The organism is Pontibacillus salipaludis, assembly GCF_014642405.1.
Taxonomy (GTDB): Bacteria; Bacillota; Bacilli; order Bacillales; family BH030062; genus Pontibacillus; species Pontibacillus salipaludis.
The window spans coordinates 154,528-169,969 of sequence record NZ_BMIN01000008.1 but is presented as its reverse complement, the minus strand read 5'-3'; the positions used below and the strand labels follow the sequence as shown (position 1 = coordinate 169,969).

At 38.6% G+C, this 15,442-nt stretch carries 28 protein-coding genes; 8 read left to right on the top strand and 20 right to left on the bottom strand.

Going from position 1 to position 15,442, the window contains the following annotated elements; translation table 11 throughout:
- Positions 1-318 precede the first annotated feature (318 nt).
- Both IEW76_RS10925 and IEW76_RS10920 read left to right on the top strand, forming a co-directional pair.
- The gene (locus tag IEW76_RS10925; RefSeq protein ID WP_188653735.1) at positions 319-600 is read left to right on the top strand and encodes a hypothetical protein; all 282 of its coding nucleotides are present in this window, start codon (positions 319-321) and stop codon (positions 598-600) included.
- Positions 601-974: 374 nt separating this feature from the next.
- A complete protein-coding gene (locus tag IEW76_RS10920) occupies positions 975-1,238 on the top strand; it encodes a hypothetical protein (protein WP_188653733.1) in 264 nt (87 codons plus the stop codon).
- 69 nt (positions 1,239-1,307) lie between these two features.
- Here IEW76_RS10920 and IEW76_RS10915 read toward each other — a convergent pair whose 3' ends face one another.
- From IEW76_RS10915 to IEW76_RS10900, 4 genes are all read right to left on the bottom strand, one after another.
- Complete coding sequence (locus tag IEW76_RS10915) at positions 1,308-1,571, bottom strand: hypothetical protein (protein WP_188653731.1); 264 nt, start codon at positions 1,569-1,571, stop codon at positions 1,308-1,310.
- Between the two features lie 21 nt (positions 1,572-1,592).
- Positions 1,593-2,087, bottom strand: coding sequence for a hypothetical protein (locus tag IEW76_RS10910; RefSeq protein WP_188653729.1), 495 nt, complete (start codon positions 2,085-2,087; stop codon positions 1,593-1,595).
- Positions 2,088-2,313: 226 nt separating this feature from the next.
- Positions 2,314-2,517 carry a hypothetical protein gene (locus IEW76_RS10905; protein ID WP_188653727.1) on the bottom strand — a complete coding sequence of 68 codons (204 nt, stop codon included), beginning with the start codon at positions 2,515-2,517 and terminating at the stop codon, positions 2,314-2,316.
- 319 nt (positions 2,518-2,836) lie between these two features.
- The gene (locus IEW76_RS10900) at positions 2,837-3,289 is read right to left on the bottom strand and encodes a PH domain-containing protein (protein ID WP_188653725.1); all 453 of its coding nucleotides are present in this window, start codon (positions 3,287-3,289) and stop codon (positions 2,837-2,839) included.
- Positions 3,290-3,707: 418 nt separating this feature from the next.
- On the opposite strand from IEW76_RS10900, the gene IEW76_RS10895 reads away from it, so the two are divergent.
- On the top strand, positions 3,708-4,046 hold the full coding sequence (locus IEW76_RS10895; RefSeq protein ID WP_188653723.1) for a PadR family transcriptional regulator: 339 nt from the start codon (positions 3,708-3,710) through the stop codon (positions 4,044-4,046).
- On the top strand, positions 4,043-4,741 hold the full coding sequence (locus IEW76_RS10890; RefSeq protein ID WP_188653721.1) for a permease prefix domain 1-containing protein: 699 nt from the start codon (positions 4,043-4,045) through the stop codon (positions 4,739-4,741). Before IEW76_RS10895 ends, IEW76_RS10890 begins: the two co-directional genes overlap by 4 nt.
- A 241-nt stretch (positions 4,742-4,982) precedes the next feature.
- On the opposite strand, the gene IEW76_RS10885 is transcribed toward IEW76_RS10890, so the two are convergent.
- The 6 genes from IEW76_RS10885 to IEW76_RS10860 form a co-directional block, all read right to left on the bottom strand.
- Positions 4,983-5,549, bottom strand: coding sequence for a DUF2812 domain-containing protein (locus IEW76_RS10885; RefSeq protein WP_188653719.1), 567 nt, complete (start codon positions 5,547-5,549; stop codon positions 4,983-4,985).
- The gene (locus IEW76_RS10880; protein ID WP_188653717.1) at positions 5,536-5,853 is read right to left on the bottom strand and encodes a PadR family transcriptional regulator; all 318 of its coding nucleotides are present in this window, start codon (positions 5,851-5,853) and stop codon (positions 5,536-5,538) included. Before IEW76_RS10880 ends, IEW76_RS10885 begins: the two co-directional genes overlap by 14 nt.
- Before the next feature lie 200 nt (positions 5,854-6,053).
- Positions 6,054-6,380, bottom strand: a complete 327-nt coding sequence (locus IEW76_RS10875) for a hypothetical protein (RefSeq protein WP_229721206.1) — start codon at positions 6,378-6,380, stop codon at positions 6,054-6,056.
- Between the two features lie 45 nt (positions 6,381-6,425).
- Positions 6,426-6,977 carry a hypothetical protein gene (locus IEW76_RS10870; protein WP_188653715.1) on the bottom strand — a complete coding sequence of 184 codons (552 nt, stop codon included), beginning with the start codon at positions 6,975-6,977 and terminating at the stop codon, positions 6,426-6,428.
- Between the two features lie 212 nt (positions 6,978-7,189).
- Complete coding sequence (locus IEW76_RS10865; protein ID WP_188653713.1) at positions 7,190-7,696, bottom strand: MBT domain-containing protein; 507 nt, start codon at positions 7,694-7,696, stop codon at positions 7,190-7,192.
- Between the two features lie 83 nt (positions 7,697-7,779).
- On the bottom strand, positions 7,780-7,965 hold the full coding sequence (locus tag IEW76_RS10860; protein WP_188653710.1) for a hypothetical protein: 186 nt from the start codon (positions 7,963-7,965) through the stop codon (positions 7,780-7,782).
- 193 nt (positions 7,966-8,158) lie between these two features.
- On the opposite strand from IEW76_RS10860, the gene IEW76_RS10855 reads away from it, so the two are divergent.
- Positions 8,159-8,380: a hypothetical protein gene (locus tag IEW76_RS10855; protein WP_188653708.1), complete on the top strand. Its 222-nt coding sequence runs from the start codon at positions 8,159-8,161 to the stop codon at positions 8,378-8,380.
- On the opposite strand, the gene IEW76_RS10850 is transcribed toward IEW76_RS10855, so the two are convergent.
- Positions 8,377-8,574 (bottom strand): hypothetical protein, encoded by a 198-nt coding sequence (locus IEW76_RS10850; protein WP_188653706.1) that lies wholly within the window; start codon positions 8,572-8,574, stop codon positions 8,377-8,379. The genes IEW76_RS10855 and IEW76_RS10850 overlap by 4 nt on opposite strands.
- A 155-nt stretch (positions 8,575-8,729) precedes the next feature.
- Positions 8,730-9,179, bottom strand: coding sequence for an OsmC family protein (locus IEW76_RS10845; protein ID WP_036783724.1), 450 nt, complete (start codon positions 9,177-9,179; stop codon positions 8,730-8,732).
- A 307-nt stretch (positions 9,180-9,486) separates the two neighbouring features.
- Between IEW76_RS10845 and IEW76_RS10840 the strand changes: the two genes are divergently transcribed.
- Complete coding sequence (locus IEW76_RS10840; RefSeq protein WP_188653704.1) at positions 9,487-9,927, top strand: hypothetical protein; 441 nt, start codon at positions 9,487-9,489, stop codon at positions 9,925-9,927.
- Positions 9,928-10,026: 99 nt separating this feature from the next.
- Here the strand turns inward: IEW76_RS10840 and IEW76_RS10835 are convergent, their stop codons facing one another.
- Positions 10,027-10,611, bottom strand: a complete 585-nt coding sequence (locus IEW76_RS10835; protein WP_188653702.1) for a DUF3267 domain-containing protein — start codon at positions 10,609-10,611, stop codon at positions 10,027-10,029.
- Positions 10,608-10,907, bottom strand: coding sequence for a hypothetical protein (locus tag IEW76_RS10830; RefSeq protein WP_188653700.1), 300 nt, complete (start codon positions 10,905-10,907; stop codon positions 10,608-10,610). The genes IEW76_RS10835 and IEW76_RS10830 overlap by 4 nt, the downstream gene beginning before the upstream one ends.
- Before the next feature lie 128 nt (positions 10,908-11,035).
- Between IEW76_RS10830 and IEW76_RS10825 the strand changes: the two genes are divergently transcribed.
- On the top strand, positions 11,036-11,947 hold the full coding sequence (locus IEW76_RS10825) for a DMT family transporter (RefSeq protein WP_188653698.1): 912 nt from the start codon (positions 11,036-11,038) through the stop codon (positions 11,945-11,947).
- A gap of 339 nt (positions 11,948-12,286) precedes the next feature.
- Here IEW76_RS10825 and nadD read toward each other — a convergent pair whose 3' ends face one another.
- The 4 genes from nadD to IEW76_RS10805 form a co-directional block, all read right to left on the bottom strand.
- Complete coding sequence (gene nadD, locus IEW76_RS10820; RefSeq protein ID WP_188653697.1) at positions 12,287-12,898, bottom strand: nicotinate-nucleotide adenylyltransferase; 612 nt, start codon at positions 12,896-12,898, stop codon at positions 12,287-12,289.
- A 145-nt stretch (positions 12,899-13,043) separates the two neighbouring features.
- Positions 13,044-13,385 carry a hypothetical protein gene (locus IEW76_RS10815; RefSeq protein WP_188653694.1) on the bottom strand — a complete coding sequence of 114 codons (342 nt, stop codon included), beginning with the start codon at positions 13,383-13,385 and terminating at the stop codon, positions 13,044-13,046.
- 168 nt (positions 13,386-13,553) lie between these two features.
- Positions 13,554-13,724, bottom strand: coding sequence for a hypothetical protein (locus IEW76_RS10810; RefSeq protein WP_188653692.1), 171 nt, complete (start codon positions 13,722-13,724; stop codon positions 13,554-13,556).
- Between the two features lie 75 nt (positions 13,725-13,799).
- Positions 13,800-14,054 (bottom strand): hypothetical protein, encoded by a 255-nt coding sequence (locus IEW76_RS10805; protein ID WP_188653690.1) that lies wholly within the window; start codon positions 14,052-14,054, stop codon positions 13,800-13,802.
- Between the two features lie 172 nt (positions 14,055-14,226).
- Between IEW76_RS10805 and IEW76_RS10800 the strand changes: the two genes are divergently transcribed.
- Positions 14,227-14,400 carry a hypothetical protein gene (locus tag IEW76_RS10800; protein ID WP_188653688.1) on the top strand — a complete coding sequence of 58 codons (174 nt, stop codon included), beginning with the start codon at positions 14,227-14,229 and terminating at the stop codon, positions 14,398-14,400.
- Positions 14,401-14,475: 75 nt separating this feature from the next.
- Here the strand turns inward: IEW76_RS10800 and IEW76_RS10795 are convergent, their stop codons facing one another.
- Together IEW76_RS10795 and IEW76_RS10790 are read right to left on the bottom strand one after the other, a co-directional pair.
- Positions 14,476-14,772 (bottom strand): putative quinol monooxygenase, encoded by a 297-nt coding sequence (locus IEW76_RS10795; protein ID WP_188653686.1) that lies wholly within the window; start codon positions 14,770-14,772, stop codon positions 14,476-14,478.
- A 26-nt stretch (positions 14,773-14,798) separates the two neighbouring features.
- Entirely contained in the window at positions 14,799-15,434 is a 636-nt protein-coding gene (locus IEW76_RS10790) for a nitroreductase family protein (RefSeq protein ID WP_188653684.1), read from the bottom strand.
- Between the last annotated feature and the right edge of the window lie 8 nt (positions 15,435-15,442).

Below are 15,442 nucleotides of genomic sequence, written 5' to 3'. Positions count from 1 at the left end.
ATAGTGCAAAACCTTCCAATTAGTTTTGATGGAAGGTTATTTGGCTTGTTCTTTTTTATTATATCATGTCTTTTTTTAGTTTTTTATTGATAAATGTTGACAAACTATTAGCTGGTTTAGTTTAAGTGCATCCTTTCACAAACTCCACCTATGTACTTTAGCATTATTTATCTTTCAAAAATCTTACATTTAACTATACTAAATAACATAGGTTTTGAACATGGTTATAACTGTCCGTTGCCACGTTTCAGACTAATCTTTATTTGGTCGAAAATGGAACTCATGCTACAATTAACGAAAGCAATAAGGAGGGATTGTGTGGCGAAAACTGTTTCAGGAAAGCTATCGATTCTTATCTTAGCTGTATTCCTCATTCAACTCGTTTGGTTTATAAACATGATGTCTGTGAATGGATTAGGCGCGATCGTTCAGTTCATCCAAGTGACTTCCATAACAGGAATACTAGGAGTGATTGTGGGAGGAATTAGTTTAAAGAAGGAACGTGACAACAAATTCGTTCCTATTGCGACGATGGGCATCAGTCTACTATTTATAGGAATCATGTTTCTCTTCTTATTTGGATATTCCTTTGGTGGGTGATTGATTGAAGCAAAGGAGTATTCTTTTCGTGTAAAAGAACGGAGCAATTCATGGGCCCCAATTGATATGCTAGTGGAATGATAGATGCACAAAATTGTAGAGTACCCTGACGTTCATGTTTAATATAGAAAGGAAGAGGTCCTATTTTAAAGAAACTTTTATTTATACTCGCTATCCCTCTTGTTATATTGTTATCGAGTTGTAGTAGTGATTCCACACAAAATGATCCTTTTCAAGGAGAAGCATTCTCTTCGAAGAAAGAAGCGATAAACGATTTCGCTACTAAAGAGAACATAAAAGGTCATATCATCAAGGCCCAAACAAATAAAAATGAGCAAATTCTTATCGCAGAATATAACAGAGATGAATATACCATGGGTGAATTGCTAGAAAAAGACGGGGAATACAAAGCCGTAATAATTACAGGAGTCCAGTCTTTAAGAGGTGTAAACGGTATGGGGTGGGAATTTGCGAGTACAGCAAACAATGAATACTCTATTCAATTCCATAAAGAAGAACGGGCGAGTTCAGTTCATGTCACAGAACGAGACTTTTATTTCGAGTTAGGCAACGGGCATACACTCTCTACACAGCCTTCCATTACCTCTGATGCGATTGTTTCAACGGAAACCTATTAATTAGCCATGGAAGCTCGCGGACAGTTCGGGACAAGGGAGCTGTCTTCCTATCCCTGTCCCCCTATCCCATTAAATATAGAACCAAAATGTAAATATAGAAAAAACAACCACAAAGATAACTTTACTTATAATGAATTCTTTATTACTTATGCCTAACTTCTTTTCCATAAACCTCACATAAGCCCAGACCAACAAAAAACCACCTATTCCAAAAGCCTGTCCCTGGAAGTCGTGGATAACAGATAGTAACCTCATAGTTGCTAAACCAATAAGGAGAAGACCTGTATACCCAAGCGTCATATAGAAATAGAGGTTTTTCTTCTCATCGTTCATACACATACCCTCCAAAAATTCTTACACATTATGTAACTGTTCACTAATAACTATTGTCATCACAATTATAATGAATTGCTGCATTTCTGTTATGTGTTTATCACTGTTAATGGTATATTGATCTCCTAACACTAAAGATTCTTTGAAAGTTGGATTAGGAACTGAGCGCTTCTTAATGCTTGAAAGCACTAATTCACTTGCTTCCTTCTCTTTTACAAAAAAGTCCAATGACCCATTTCTACCTCTTGCAATAAGAAAGTCATCTCCATCAGGGGAGACAGCAAGTATTTTTTGAGACGTCATTTTTAATTCTTGTTGTAGTATAGAGAGTTTGTTCCATTCTGCATCAAAGACATCTATATTCTTATTGAAACCTCTCTTTTTACTTATATAGGCCATGACCTTTGCTTTGGGATTTGTTATGCATAGAACCTTACTCCCTACGGAATGTAAGTTAATTAAATTCAGCAATTGATTTTTCCAATCTCTTGAAGGATCTATGGTTTCCTCAATCATTCCTATTAATTTCCCATCAGACCGTATGGAGTACTGATGACTCTGACTTTTAAATACGGACTCCTGTTTTATCTGTAAGTTGGAATATGTTGAAAACAATGAATGCATCACTTCCTTCTTTTTTCTTATATATTTTACGATTATTTACCTTAATCTGTTTCACAAAAAGGCGATTGCTCACAATGAACAATCGTGCCCGTTATCAGAACAGTATTAGTAAGCAGATTTACTTTTCTTTAGATTTCGCTATTAAATAATTTAATGGTCCAGCAAAAATCAATCCCCCAGCAGCTATACCTAAAAAAATCGCAGAGTATGATAGCAGTTCAACATCCTTGCCTACACTATATTCTATAATCATAAGAAGGATCGTAATGATGGTTGGAGCTACGAGCGTCCAAAATAACATTAATTTGATCATCTTTGACATCTTTCTCCTCCCATAAACAATAGTCCCTATACAGCTATCGCCACAAATAGTAAAAACCCTTTAAAATCTTCTATTTAACCCCACTGTCGTTCTTTCTATTTGATAATCTCAAATTATATAATAGTAAGATTAAGAACATTAAAATAAATATCCCTATATTATCAACCCATTTAACCTCTTTATAAAAAATCAACTGCCAAATGATTGATACTACAAAAAATATGAAGGGAAATCTGATGCTGTTCCTCCACATAGTTCTACCCCCTTGCATTTATAAAATTTCCAACATACAGCTTGTTAAAAAAGCTGCTCCGTCTGTTTAAATCCGTTTTTCACAAACTCCACCTATGTACTTTATCTCTGCATTTTCAGATGTCAATAAATGTATGAACTCTTCTTTATTCTTAGGCGAAATACTAATGACCTTATAATCACCATAAAGTATTGATAGTCGATCAACTGAAAGAGCAGGTGCAGTAATGAGACTTCTTTCATTGCTTATTTTGATAATATCTCTACTGTTAATATACCTCTTAATCGGGCCAAATCTAATTGTTAATTTCCCATCTTCAACAAAGTATCCTGTCCTAAACCAAATCCAAGTAATGCCCCCTAATAACACCCCTGTTAGAATATAGCCGAATATACTGTTATAAGGTATAAACTGTAATCCAAAGGGTTCTGAACCAAATCTGTAAATACATACGATAAATACTAAAAAACCATAATAGAATAATCTTGACCAAATATCCTTTTTAGATGAAAAATACATCCACCCATCCCCTTATAAAAATACAGAATTAAACGTCCCCGCCGTATTAGAATATCTCCAAGAAACATATGCATTTTCTCCTCCCTCAATTACATAGAAGAGGTATAGTTACAACCTAATAAAATTTACGATTAATACCAAAAAAAGTTTCAAAATTATACCAATACCCTGAAACTTGGAAGCTCCGGGATGGTTCTTACGCTTCCTGATTGTAATATATGAAGGATCTGCTACCTTTTCATACTGTTTCTCTAATGTTTGTTGTGTTTGTTCTCTATAAAAGGGCACAGATAGAGGTTGGCGGACAAGGGACCTGTCCCCCTATCCCATAGTAAAAGAAAAACTGTATTTTTTTTGCACAAGAATACCTTGCATTATTAAGTACTCTTTCATATAGTGGTTACCAGAGGTGAAAAAATTGGAAATTAGTAAGGAAGTATTAAAAGGGCATATTGATACGCTTATATTATCTCTTTTACATAGAAAAGACATGTATGGATACGAGTTAGCGAAAATTGTTCGTGAAAAAAGTGAAGAGCAATTTGAATTGAAGGAAGGCACACTCTATTTATCGTTAAAACGATTAGAAAAAAACAAATGGATCTCCCCTTACTGGGGGGAAGATCAAGGACCAGGTGGAAGAAGAAAATACTATAAACTCACCCAACTAGGTGAAGACGGCTTCAAAGAAAAACGAGCAGAGTGGAACTACGTGAAGAATATAATGGATTCATTCATTGAAGGAGGAGAATCATGAAGCAAGTTGATGAGTTTGTCGATTCCATATACGCCAATGTCGATGGGAATGAAGCAAAAGAATTAAAAGAGGAGATGCGCGCTCATTTAGTAGAAACCGTTGCAGAGCTAAAAGCTAACGGAAAGACAGAACAAGAAGCAATCGATATCGCCATTAACCGTTTCGGCGATCAAAACCAAATCAAAAAAGGGTTATTTCAGTTGTTCAAGGTCCAAAGCAAGGTAATCAAAAATCTATTCCGAATGTCTGGCATTGCGCTTGCCTTAGGTTTAGTGCTTTTGGTTAGTATACTTTGGAAGGAATATGAAGTGAAGACCGTTGACCAAACCGTCAGTAGTGTGATCATGACGATTGAAGACAGTAGCTTGTCTGAGCAGAAGACTAAACAGATTACGTCCCTTGTTGAAGGAAAAGATGCCATCGAGTATTTTGTAGTATATAAAAATCCAAACGCTTCCGCATTGCAAGAAGAGGGAGAACGAGAGATTGCTATAGAATATGGAGATACTTCAGTTAAACACTCCGAAGGCTACGGTGCTGTGGTCAAAGGAGATCACCAAGATAAATACCGTACGGTTGCAGTCTATGAAAGCAGTAATAAGACAGGTCTTTATTCTATTTCAATTGGATCATTTATAGTGTTTGTCGTACTTAGTCTATTCGCATTAATCTTAAGAGCAAAGCCAAGTCGTTAACATAAGGAGGAACTGTTACCTTTTCCATACTGTTTCATACAAAAAACGTCAGAGAACATGCGTGTCTCTGACGTTTTTTGTGTTTGTTCTCTATAAAAGGTTACAGATAAGTGCTATCTCTTACATTATGACCATGTAGCTCAGTGAAAGTGTCATAGATCGGTCGCCTCTGTTACCTTTTAGTCATTAATTGATGAGTAAACGTCACAGATAGAGGCGGCGGGACAAGGGACCTGTCCCCCTATCCCTTTTCTCTCAACATGGAATACTTCACATAAGCTTTATAGTAACTTCCAGCAAAAATGCCAACCATAAGTATAGGGAGCAACTTCAAGAGAACAAATGGAGTTTCAAAAATAAGTGCTTTCCAAAATAGTGCACCGTTCATATCCCAAAGGCCTGCGTGGTATAATCTCGTATCCTTGTAAATCATAAAAGAAAACACTAAACAGAGCATCCCGAACCACAGTGAATAATTCATTAATCGCTTATAATAATTGCCTTGTGATTGGCGATCGGAGAAGATTTCATTTTGGCCATCGTCTTCTTTTTGCCAATATCGGATTCCAAGCCCGCTCCCCTTTATATAGTTCCAGCCGAAATCCTCGTAGATTCCAATGTATTCTTCACGCTTTTCCTTGGGTAAATATTCTTGATAATCAAGTCGCATCACATATTTCTGGTCCGTTTTTTCGAAGGTGTACAATCCTAAACTATTAATATGTGTGCAGCGATACCCTTTTTGTAACTGTTCGTTCAGCCATTGCTCTTCTTTTTCAATATTAATAAACACGTTAAACTTCTTCATTCACATCACCTTCTTCATATAAGGATAAAATATGCGAGAGCCTTTCTTGTTCCATCTTTAGAATCGTGCTTCCTTCTTCGGTAATCTTATAGATCTTTCTCCGTCCTGAATGTCCGACCGGTTCAATCCAACCGTGTTTACTTAAGTTTTCAATCGCCCCGTATAATGTACCAGCGGCTAAGCTAACGGAGCCTTCACTCATGCTTTCGATCTTTTGCATTACGGCATAGCCGTGCAGTGGCTCACGTAGAGCTAATAAAATGTAGTGCATCGTTTCAGACAACGGCAGTAATTTGTGTTTCATTCTCTCACCCTTTATTCAGTTCAACTATATAGTGTAACTTAGTAATAACATAATACAGTTCAACTGAATAATCAATACTATTTTATAATTTTTTCCAAAGGACTTGCAGTACCCTTTCGAATTAGGCCAATACATAAAAAGAGTCGATTTCCTTTACGTTCGGAAATCGACTTTTTCCACCTATCTTGTGAGGTGAACTTTTAAGTAGCGCTATGGGTTCTTTTTCTTGAAAAGCGAACTAATGCGATGGCCAAACAAAGCATGCTCAGTGCCCAAACAAATCCAGAGATCCCCATCTGGAGCGAAATCTCTTCTGAAGCCATTGGATGCGTGTAGTCAAAAGCCATTCCTTTTAACGCAAAGTAGACTGCAGCCGAAACGAATAGCAGATGCAATACTATCCATGTATAACCTGAGCGATTATGTTTATTTCTTATCCATAGAAAGATTGTAACCAAAATAGCGGTCCCCATAACAATCGAAAAACCACCAATTAACAGACTCATAACTTCTTGTTCTAATGGCATAAGATAACCTCCAAATTGAATTGTTTGTTCCATAAGGCTCTTTATTTAGGATCCGTACTGTTCCATAACTTCCCCATTTTCATCTAGAGCCTTTATAGGTCCCCAAGCGTTGAGTTTATAAAAGTAACGACCTGAGTTAATGGGTAGGATTTCTATTTTTTCAACTTTATTATTCACTCTTGCTGTAATAGAAGATACACGTTTGTCCTCTACCTTACCGAAAGCGATCGGTATTTCGGTTTCTTTCCCTTTTCCATTTTCGATATGTACAATTTTATGATGGGCGGCGAATGAATCGTTTTCCACTGATTCTACTGTCGTATCGATCACTTCCCAGTTAGAATCGCTATGTTTAGCCAATAAAGCAACCCCTACTCTTTCCAATGCATCATTCTCATCTACATTGTAGGCAGAAAAGAGGACGACAGTTCCATACGTTCTTTCCTTTTTGGATATAATCTCATGTACGTCTAATTCGCCAGACCAACGATTGTCTATTGCCTCTTTGGGTGATTCATTGCTGCACCCTATAAGGATAAAAACGATAGAGATGAAGAATAAGTGTTTCGTACATCGTTGTAGTATTTCGATAAACAATGGTACTAGTCCTCCTGTATGGTTATGTTCTCTCTAAGAAATGGCTCGAAGCGCGGGGACGGTTCTGGTGCTTTGTCATCTTAACCTACGGGGGAGAACTGAGTTTTTTTGTGTTTTCACTCTATTAAAATTCCTACTATATCTTACAAGATGTCCATGCAGACTAATGAAACCGTCACAGATGGAGGTGACGGGACAAGGGACCTGTCCCCCTATCCCATGTCTCCTAGGGTTTTCGTATTCTTATGAATCAATTCTCCATTCCGCCAATCATACCACTCCAAATACTCCGTGTTTTCTCCTTCAACGGTATAATGAACAAGATAGGTGTTTTCTTCCCTCTCGATTTCTTCAAAATAATTTATTGTGAAACTCTCATCCCCTACTTTTTCTCCAATGGCATCATACACTGCTTCCTCTACTCTGCTATCTTGCCAGTAATGAAATACCGATGCGCCCAAAACAATAAAAGCTAGTACGATTCCTATCCAGTCGCTCACTCTGGTATTCTTTTTCTCTTTCTTGTTGTACCACATGATTTTAATTAAACCTGTGATCAACATCAGCATTAACACAGGGACATATAGAAGAATCAGAGAAACTTGAAAGAGCGCCCCTACATATGAAATCACAAACCAAAGGAGTAAGAGGAGCAGAAATTTCTCTAATCCATATTTTTTCTCATTAAACAATAACTCAACAACAACGCTTTTACGCAAACTCCCACTCCTTCACTTTATTAAACGACCACTTTCCTATAACAACAAAGGAGCTGCCATTTAGACAACTCCCTAGGCACCCTTTAATTGAAAAAGAAGTTTCCAATGAATCCGAATAGAAACATGATGATCATGCCTCCAACCAGAAAATACCCAATAAGCTTAATAGGTAAAGGTAACCTGCCTCCCCTCGTTTTAGGGAACCCCTCGATATCTTGCTTATGGGCTATGGCATCATTAAAGGGCTTGTTTTGGTCTTCATTGTTCATAAACGATTTAGCACCTCCGTTGTAGAAGCTATTTCACTGTATCGAAAATCCTTATCTTACACTTACGATTTACATGACTTTACGTTTCAGTCCTGTAATGATTTACAATCTAGTTTGTTCCATCCCCCTACTCCCTTTTTGTTTTACCCAAAGAGATAAAGGTTACTAAATACTGTAAAAAGGAGTCCTTCTCATGGACGTACTTGCTGTCGTTTTAATGACGATCGGTATCATAGCTGTACCGGTGATTGGCTTTTTCTACCCTGCTTTGAAAGAAATGAAAGGGGAGCATTTGTCGGAACGTAAGCGATACGGATACGGAGCACTAGGCATTGGCATCTTGCTTTTACTATTAATACTCAGTCAATTCATCATGAGGTTAGAGTTTACTGAGTTAATTCCGTATGTTCTTTAATTTTTTAATCTAAAGAAATTTGACGATACCAACATAAGTACCCCTATAACCAATAGCGGTATCGATAACGTCTCTAATAATTCTGGCGTACCTTCAATCCCCAATAAATCACTAAACGCAAAACCAGCGGCAAAAACCCATATCCCTAAATAAGCAAGCACTTTTCCTACGGTATTCTTCCCTCTTCCTAACATCTACATCATCCTCCTCAGTTGTTTTTATGTATACCATGCTCTTTTCATCTTTTAACAAATAAAGGAAACCAATTAAAGCATACCAAATCCACACATGCATGGGAACCATAAAAAAAGAAGCCAGGATCCGCTAATCCTGGCTTCTCTCTATTCTACTATGCCGGCTGTGCTACGTTCCACGTATCAACCATGTTCACGCCAGCTGCTTTCATCATTGTATAAATCGGGCAACGGGCTTCTACTTTTTCCTGTAGTTCTTTCAGACGCTCATCTGATTCACTTGTTGTAATGTCAGCCTCGATCGTTACCGTTTCGAAGTATGGCTGAACATCTGCTTTGCCCATGAAACCGCTAGGATCGAACTCACCTGAGATGTTGAAGGAAATGTCCTGTAGATCAAATCCGATCTCTCTTGCGACCATGCGCGCCGTCACGTTTTCACAAGCGGCAAGGGAACCGAGTACACTTTGAAGTGGGTTTGGCCCAGAGTCTTGACCGCCCATGTGTTTGCCTTCATCAATCATAAATTCGTGCTTTCCTGCATTTGCTTTTACAGTAATACCTTCTGTTTGTGCTGTTACGTTCATTGTCATTTTATTTGCCATTGTAATCTCTCCTCTATAGTGTGAATCGATTTTAGTTGTGAATGAGAACTTCACGTTTCTTTGAATTTCGTTACTTTTTCATTTATAGTTGCGTTTTTTATCTGCTCACCAATACCCTAAGGGGTACATAAAATACTATACTAGGTATCTTTGATATTGTCAATAGTTTGGGTTTTCCCCCTGATTCAGGAGGATTATTAGGCTGACGCAAAGAATTTTATATTACCATGGAAATAATGACTAAAACCTTTAAGAGTTCCCTTTATTTGATTTCTCGTATTCTTAAGCTATGGAAGGAGTAGTATTCATGCCTTATCGAGCAAAGACTCAAACGTTTCCTTTGCTTTTACTCTTATTTTTAATGGTAAGTTCTGTACTAAGTTCATCATTTCGGAATAGCCTTTCTGTTGAATTTCTTGTGTTCGGGATTCTATTTTGCATCTTTACCTTCTTCACTCTCTTTATCCACTACGAATGTACAATCGATTCAAACTATGTATCGTATAGAGTCTTATTCTTCTCCTGGCCACTATATAAACGGACCCTCTCTCCAAATGAAATCAAACAGATCAAGTTCAAACGTGTTGGCTGGAATACCAAGGGGGCTATCATAAAAACAAAAAAAGGCCCTCAAGTCAGAATCACTCATTTCACACCCGAAGACGTATATACAGATTTAACGAACTTTGCAGCCGCACATAACCTTTCCGTCTACAAGACAAACGATTACCTAATTCTAGATAGGTAACTAGATCATGCGTTTAAAAAAGGAGAAGAACCGCCAACCTGCGTTTCTTCTCCCGTTACTTATGTATCGTTTATGTATGAGTTTGGGCTGACTTTCTTGTTACGACATCCTTTGGTGTTTCCAATACGTCTTATACCCCTTGTTTCGCACGACGGCTTCTTTCGGAACTTGAGTGGAAATCATCCAGATCGCAAGAAGATCGACACAGGCACCTATGGCATTTAGAAAAGCGATATCAAACAAAAATAAAGAATAAACCCCGGTCGCCGCCATAAACACGATTGGCACAATCGATAGCACAAGGAAAGGGGTCAGGTAGACTACCAGAGCCCGGTTGCGACTCATCCTCTTCGTATAAAAAGCGAAAAACACAAGGTACTTCATCAGCACCCCAACATAAATATCATCAGACTTCAGCTTAGCCGGAAACACTACCGCATGTAAGCCTTCATGAATGGGAAGCATGACGGCATAAGCCAAGAGAAGATTCCAGCCAAATCGGAATTGATAAAACTCTTCAATTCCTAATACAACTGCCAACAAATAAACCAACAGAATCGCAAATACCCCAATTGGTAAGGCCATCCATTGAGCTAGCGCTGCGTTTGGCTCCTTGAGCATCGTCCATCCTTCCTCTTCAGGACGGAACTGCTCTGATACGGGAAGCTTTGTAGAAACCTTCACTTCGTCACCTCTTCATCACTCATATAGTTCCCTTCATTTAACCCCCATATGGTATAACCAAATAATAGACCACCTAACAGAAATGACCCAATCGCAATTGCGAGCTCAAGCACCCAGCCTCCAGTGAAGTAGTCACCGAACGTTAGCTTGTGCTCCATTCCTTCACCAAGCAGGAAGAAGAGTACCCCTGTGGATAATCCCCAGCCAAGCACACCGTAATATAATATGTAATGCTTCTTACCTTTCTCGCGAATCTTGCTCCATTTTTGGTTAGCATTCTTGTGACGTTCGTTCATCCAATCCTCTCCTTTTGAACCATCACACATTTTATCATATTTCTTCCAATATTCTTGTAAAAAATCAATATGGTTCTCTAGTTGAATATGGTAGTCTTGTACCAAATGAATCGATTGGCGGGATTAGAATGAAACACCGTTCAGCTTTGGTCTCTATTGGTCTAGGGGCTACTTTATGGGGAATCATCGGAATTTTTGTAACGTATTTATACGACTTAGGCTTCAACCCTGTTCAGGTCGTGGCCTTACGTGTGTTCATGGCAGCGGTGTTCATGAGTGTCTATGTTGCTTTAAAAGATAAACGTTTGTTCCGAATTAAGCTATCTGATAGTCGCTATTTTATTGGGACGGGCATTATCAGCATCGTGTTTTTCAACTGGTGCCTTTTTAGCGCGATGGAAGAAACGTCTATTTCGATCGCCTTTGTCCTATTATATACGGCTCCCGCTTTCGTCACGATCTTGTCGAAGTTCTTATTCCAGGAACCTCTGACAACGCGTAAGATCAGCGCCTTACTCACAACGTTTATTGGCTGTACACTTGTAATTGGTTTATTGCCTGATATGAGTGGCTCTATTTCTTTATACGGCCTTCTACTCGGACTTGGCTCTGGATTTTTCTACGCCCTTTATAGCATTTTCGGAAAATACGCCCTTCAGAAACATAACTCCCTAACCGTTACGGTGTATACGTTTCTATTCGCAACAGTTGCTGTTGTCCCGTTTAGCGGTTTGGGGGAAATGGTACCGGTTCTCTCCGATTGGAAAGTATGGGGATTCATCGTAGGACTCGGCTTCTTGTGTACGATGCTTCCGTTTATTTTGTACACCAAAGGTCTCGAACACGTAGAATCAAGCCGCGCTTCTATTATTGCAACGATCGAGCCTGTAGTAGCTTCTCTGACCGGATTTCTTCTCTTTAATGAGACGTTAACGCTGTGGCAGTATGTTGGGATCGCTTTTGTGATTGGTTCGGTTATTATGGTTCAGGAAACGAGAAAAGGAAATCGTGTTCAAACGTTGGAAGAAGCGAACGTTTAAACGGAGAATTTAACGTAGTAAGTAATTGGATAATTTAAGAGTGTTGCACCTGCTTCTAACAATCAGAACTCAGGAGAGGAGGATGTAATTGATCAGCTTATTGGAAATGATCTTTCAAGTATCTGGAGCAGTGTTGCTCTTCTGTGCCGTTTATTATTATTTTCATTTTAAGAAAATCAAAAAGACCAAGAAACTAACTGCAGTTGAGTTTACCGTTTACGTTGCAACTCAAATTGCATTTATACTTTTGGGAAGTAGTTATTTGCTTCTACTTTTGGATAAAAGTTAGTAAACATACGAGTGTGAATGCTGAATAATGGGTCATCCATCCAATACGAGTTATTTATACAGTCCCTTCTCTAACGCATAATTTAATGCCAGTTCAGGGACTAAGTATTTCACACTCATTCCGTTTTCAATGCGAGAACGAATGAGTGTAGAACTTGTTTCCACATTCACACCTTTACTCAAACAATCGAATCGGTGTTCATGCTTAGTCAGAAAAGAATTTCTAGCGATTATTTCAGGCATATCATATCCTTCTCGTCCCATGACAATGAATTTATTGTTTTCGATGAGTTCCTGCCCCTTGTGCCATGTTGTGATGTTGGCTAAATTATCAGCACCCATCACAAAGAACAGTTCGTCATTCGCATATTCTCTTTTTAACTTTTCCATCGTGTTATACGTATACGTCTCCCAAGCGTGAGCCCTAAGCTCAATGTCATGAACATGAAAATGAGGATTATCTTCAATCGCTAATTGGATCATGCTCAATCGATCCTCATTCGGCGATAAGTCCTGAACCTTATCAGCCCTTATATCTGAAGACGGGATCAGAATAATTCCATCTAATCCTCTCCTGTCTCTTACCATTTCCATTGTGACAAGATGACCGATTGTAATGGGATCAAATGCCGAACCAAATACTCCATACCGTTTTGTTTCCATGTTTATCTCCCTCTCTTGACTATAAGATATCAACCTTCCCACTTCCCTCAGGTTCTTTTCCTTCTATACTTATGTAATCACGTTCAGAGCAATTAATCATCATGTTTACAATACGGTGAACTTTTTATACGAACTCTCTCGTCTCTTACCCTTTAAATCCTTGAATTTGATTATAGCCTAAGATCATTGCGACTATAAACCAAATCGTAGCAATCACTAACATGAAGAGGACCTTCCACACTTCCTTTAGTACGATTTTAAACGACAATTTCTTGTACTCCGTTATTTCGACGGATTGGAAAGGTACACGAAGCAAAAAGCTCATTAGAAATAAGAAGAGATTTTTGAAACCTTTATGATTGGATAACATGGCTATTTTGTACAATATATAAAAGGATAACATTATAGCTAAGAATACATATACTTCGATAGCAATAAACATATAAAACTTAACTTGCGCTAGATCCTTAGCTTCAGGGAACAACATACCATCACTACTTTTACCTTAAAGTTTATAATCAATAGAGACTATTGGAATCACTCTTATTTTATCAATAATAAAAGGAAACCGAAATCATATACGATCGGTATTCCTTATCCATTAATTTCTATGCTTTTCAACTACACAACTATATTCCTCGCCCGCCTCAGCTTTTTATTTCTCCTCAAATTCCACCGCACACACTTGCTGCGGATTAATGATGATATCATCCTCAATTTCAACAAGCCCGCTATCCTCTAACAAATCTAGAAACTCATCTCGATCCTGGCATTCGATTACATACGCCTTGCCGTTTGTTAAGAAGATCTTTGCATACGTCGTCATCTTAGATTCCACTCCTTTATTGGAACCTATGTGATGACATGAGTGATTATGTACAAGCCCTTTGCTGAAAAATACCTACTCTTGTCGCTTCTTTTCCTTTTTGTAAATAACTAATTTAAACACACCACTCAGCATAAACATCAAAGCTATTAAAAGAGGATAAGATACCGTCCGCAACACCTCGCCACGATCAGGTGGTGCCCACACGCCAACTTGGGGTGTTATCATGTGTATTACTTGAACCACAGCGAGTAGCAGCATGACACCTGCACTCACAAAAGGAATAACGAACCAACTCTTTTTAGACATGTTCCGATTGCTTCTTTTCATAACTAACCCCCTCCGCTTCAACGGCTCTCCTTGTATTACGAGGACAATCGTTGAAACGTTTCAGGAGTAACACGTACTTTTCAAAAGATCACTTAGGATAGATTTTCATCTATAGAAAAAGGACTATAGAAACGTTCATCTTCATGTATATCTCCCTAACCTAATCTCTTATATGGACAGACGATTTGACCGTATCGAATATGCTCAACAGCATGATAGTAAAGCCATGTTGGATATCATTGATCAAAAAGTAAGCCGTACTCGAGTTGATGTTGATTATTTAAGTGAAAAGACAGGTGTGCATGATGTAAAGTTGAATAATCTGGCCAAGCGTCTTGATGAATAAAGAAGACCTTTTCCTACTTTCCCACAAAAATAAAAAAAGCACCTGGCCCAAGACCAGATGCTTCCTTCATCTATATTAACGCTCGATTTTTTCCCCTGCATACGACTCAATCTCAAGTGGAGCAGTTAAGAACTGTGGTGCTTTCTCAACGAAAGCTGTGAAGTGGCTGCTCTTCCCATGTGCTTCAACAGAAGCCTGATCCTGCCATACTTCTACCATTGTATACGTGTTCTCTTGCTCTGTGCTTTTCATTAGGTCATACGAAATGTTTCCGTCCTCTTTTCTTGAGTCAGCGATCAGTGAACGGATCTCTTCTAAGAAAGCTTGTTCTTTCTCAGGGTTTACTTGAAAATGTGCGTGAGTGATAATCATGGTTATTCCCTCTTTCTCTTATCAGTTTATTTCCAGTCTGCGATCGTATCGATTGGAAGACGTACAGATTCGTACCCATCTTCTGCTGCTTTACCGATTGAGATCAGCATAACTGGGTAGTAACGGTCTTTATCCAGACCATAGGCTTCAGCGATTTGGTCTTTCTCATATCCACCAATTGGGTTCGTGTCATAGCCGTGAGCACGAGCTGCTAGCATGAACTGCATGGACACAAGGCCACCATCGATTAGATTCATTTCACGGTACGCATCCTCTGAAAGTTGATCCACTAGTCCTTGAATGGCAGGAACTTGACGATCGCGTACTTCTTGCGGCATTTTCCCTTGTTCAACTGCACTATCGAAAATCGTCTCAAGGTATTCTGTGCTGTTCATATCTACAAATACAGCTACTACGGCTGCAGATGTTTCGACTTGATTTTGATTGAACATGGCTAGAGGCTTAAGGGTTTCTTTCCCTTCTTCACTGTCGATGACAACAAAGCGCCAAGGTTGTAAGTTAACAGAAGAAGGAGCCATGGTTGCTTCTCTTAGAATTTCAGTCATCTCTTCTTGGCTGATTTTTACAGATGGATCGTAGTTACGAATGGAACGACGACCTGAAATAATTTGGTTGAAATCGTTGATAGTTGCTTTCGTCATGTTGTATT

What these genes read in the sequence shown, in the direction of transcription:
- IEW76_RS10840 (WP_188653704.1), top strand. Translation starts at nt 9,487, where the DNA reads ATGCCTTATCGAGCAAAGACTCAAACGTTTCCTTTGCTTTTACTCTTA.
- nadD (WP_188653697.1), bottom strand. Translation starts at nt 12,898, where the DNA reads ATGGAAACAAAACGGTATGGAGTATTTGGTTCGGCATTTGATCCCATT.
- IEW76_RS10905 (WP_188653727.1), bottom strand. Translation starts at nt 2,517, where the DNA reads ATGTCAAAGATGATCAAATTAATGTTATTTTGGACGCTCGTAGCTCCA.
- IEW76_RS10825 (WP_188653698.1), top strand. Translation starts at nt 11,036, where the DNA reads ATGAAACACCGTTCAGCTTTGGTCTCTATTGGTCTAGGGGCTACTTTA.
- IEW76_RS10920 (WP_188653733.1), top strand. Translation starts at nt 975, where the DNA reads ATGGGTGAATTGCTAGAAAAAGACGGGGAATACAAAGCCGTAATAATT.
- IEW76_RS10900 (WP_188653725.1), bottom strand. Translation starts at nt 3,289, where the DNA reads ATGTATTTTTCATCTAAAAAGGATATTTGGTCAAGATTATTCTATTAT.
- IEW76_RS10805 (WP_188653690.1), bottom strand. Translation starts at nt 14,054, where the DNA reads ATGAAAAGAAGCAATCGGAACATGTCTAAAAAGAGTTGGTTCGTTATT.
- IEW76_RS10830 (WP_188653700.1), bottom strand. Translation starts at nt 10,907, where the DNA reads ATGAACGAACGTCACAAGAATGCTAACCAAAAATGGAGCAAGATTCGC.
- IEW76_RS10890 (WP_188653721.1), top strand. Translation starts at nt 4,043, where the DNA reads ATGAAGCAAGTTGATGAGTTTGTCGATTCCATATACGCCAATGTCGAT.
- IEW76_RS10795 (WP_188653686.1), bottom strand. Translation starts at nt 14,772, where the DNA reads ATGATTATCACTCACGCACATTTTCAAGTAAACCCTGAGAAAGAACAA.
- IEW76_RS10800 (WP_188653688.1), top strand. Translation starts at nt 14,227, where the DNA reads ATGGACAGACGATTTGACCGTATCGAATATGCTCAACAGCATGATAGT.
- IEW76_RS10910 (WP_188653729.1), bottom strand. Translation starts at nt 2,087, where the DNA reads ATGATTGAGGAAACCATAGATCCTTCAAGAGATTGGAAAAATCAATTG.
- IEW76_RS10860 (WP_188653710.1), bottom strand. Translation starts at nt 7,965, where the DNA reads ATGAACAATGAAGACCAAAACAAGCCCTTTAATGATGCCATAGCCCAT.
- IEW76_RS10815 (WP_188653694.1), bottom strand. Translation starts at nt 13,385, where the DNA reads ATGTTGTTCCCTGAAGCTAAGGATCTAGCGCAAGTTAAGTTTTATATG.
- IEW76_RS10885 (WP_188653719.1), bottom strand. Translation starts at nt 5,549, where the DNA reads ATGAAGAAGTTTAACGTGTTTATTAATATTGAAAAAGAAGAGCAATGG.
- IEW76_RS10845 (WP_036783724.1), bottom strand. Translation starts at nt 9,179, where the DNA reads ATGGCAAATAAAATGACAATGAACGTAACAGCACAAACAGAAGGTATT.
- IEW76_RS10880 (WP_188653717.1), bottom strand. Translation starts at nt 5,853, where the DNA reads ATGAAACACAAATTACTGCCGTTGTCTGAAACGATGCACTACATTTTA.
- IEW76_RS10855 (WP_188653708.1), top strand. Translation starts at nt 8,159, where the DNA reads ATGGACGTACTTGCTGTCGTTTTAATGACGATCGGTATCATAGCTGTA.
- IEW76_RS10790 (WP_188653684.1), bottom strand. Translation starts at nt 15,434, where the DNA reads ATGACGAAAGCAACTATCAACGATTTCAACCAAATTATTTCAGGTCGT.
- IEW76_RS10850 (WP_188653706.1), bottom strand. Translation starts at nt 8,574, where the DNA reads ATGTTAGGAAGAGGGAAGAATACCGTAGGAAAAGTGCTTGCTTATTTA.
- IEW76_RS10915 (WP_188653731.1), bottom strand. Translation starts at nt 1,571, where the DNA reads ATGAACGATGAGAAGAAAAACCTCTATTTCTATATGACGCTTGGGTAT.
- IEW76_RS10875 (WP_229721206.1), bottom strand. Translation starts at nt 6,380, where the DNA reads ATGCCATTAGAACAAGAAGTTATGAGTCTGTTAATTGGTGGTTTTTCG.
- IEW76_RS10810 (WP_188653692.1), bottom strand. Translation starts at nt 13,724, where the DNA reads ATGACGACGTATGCAAAGATCTTCTTAACAAACGGCAAGGCGTATGTA.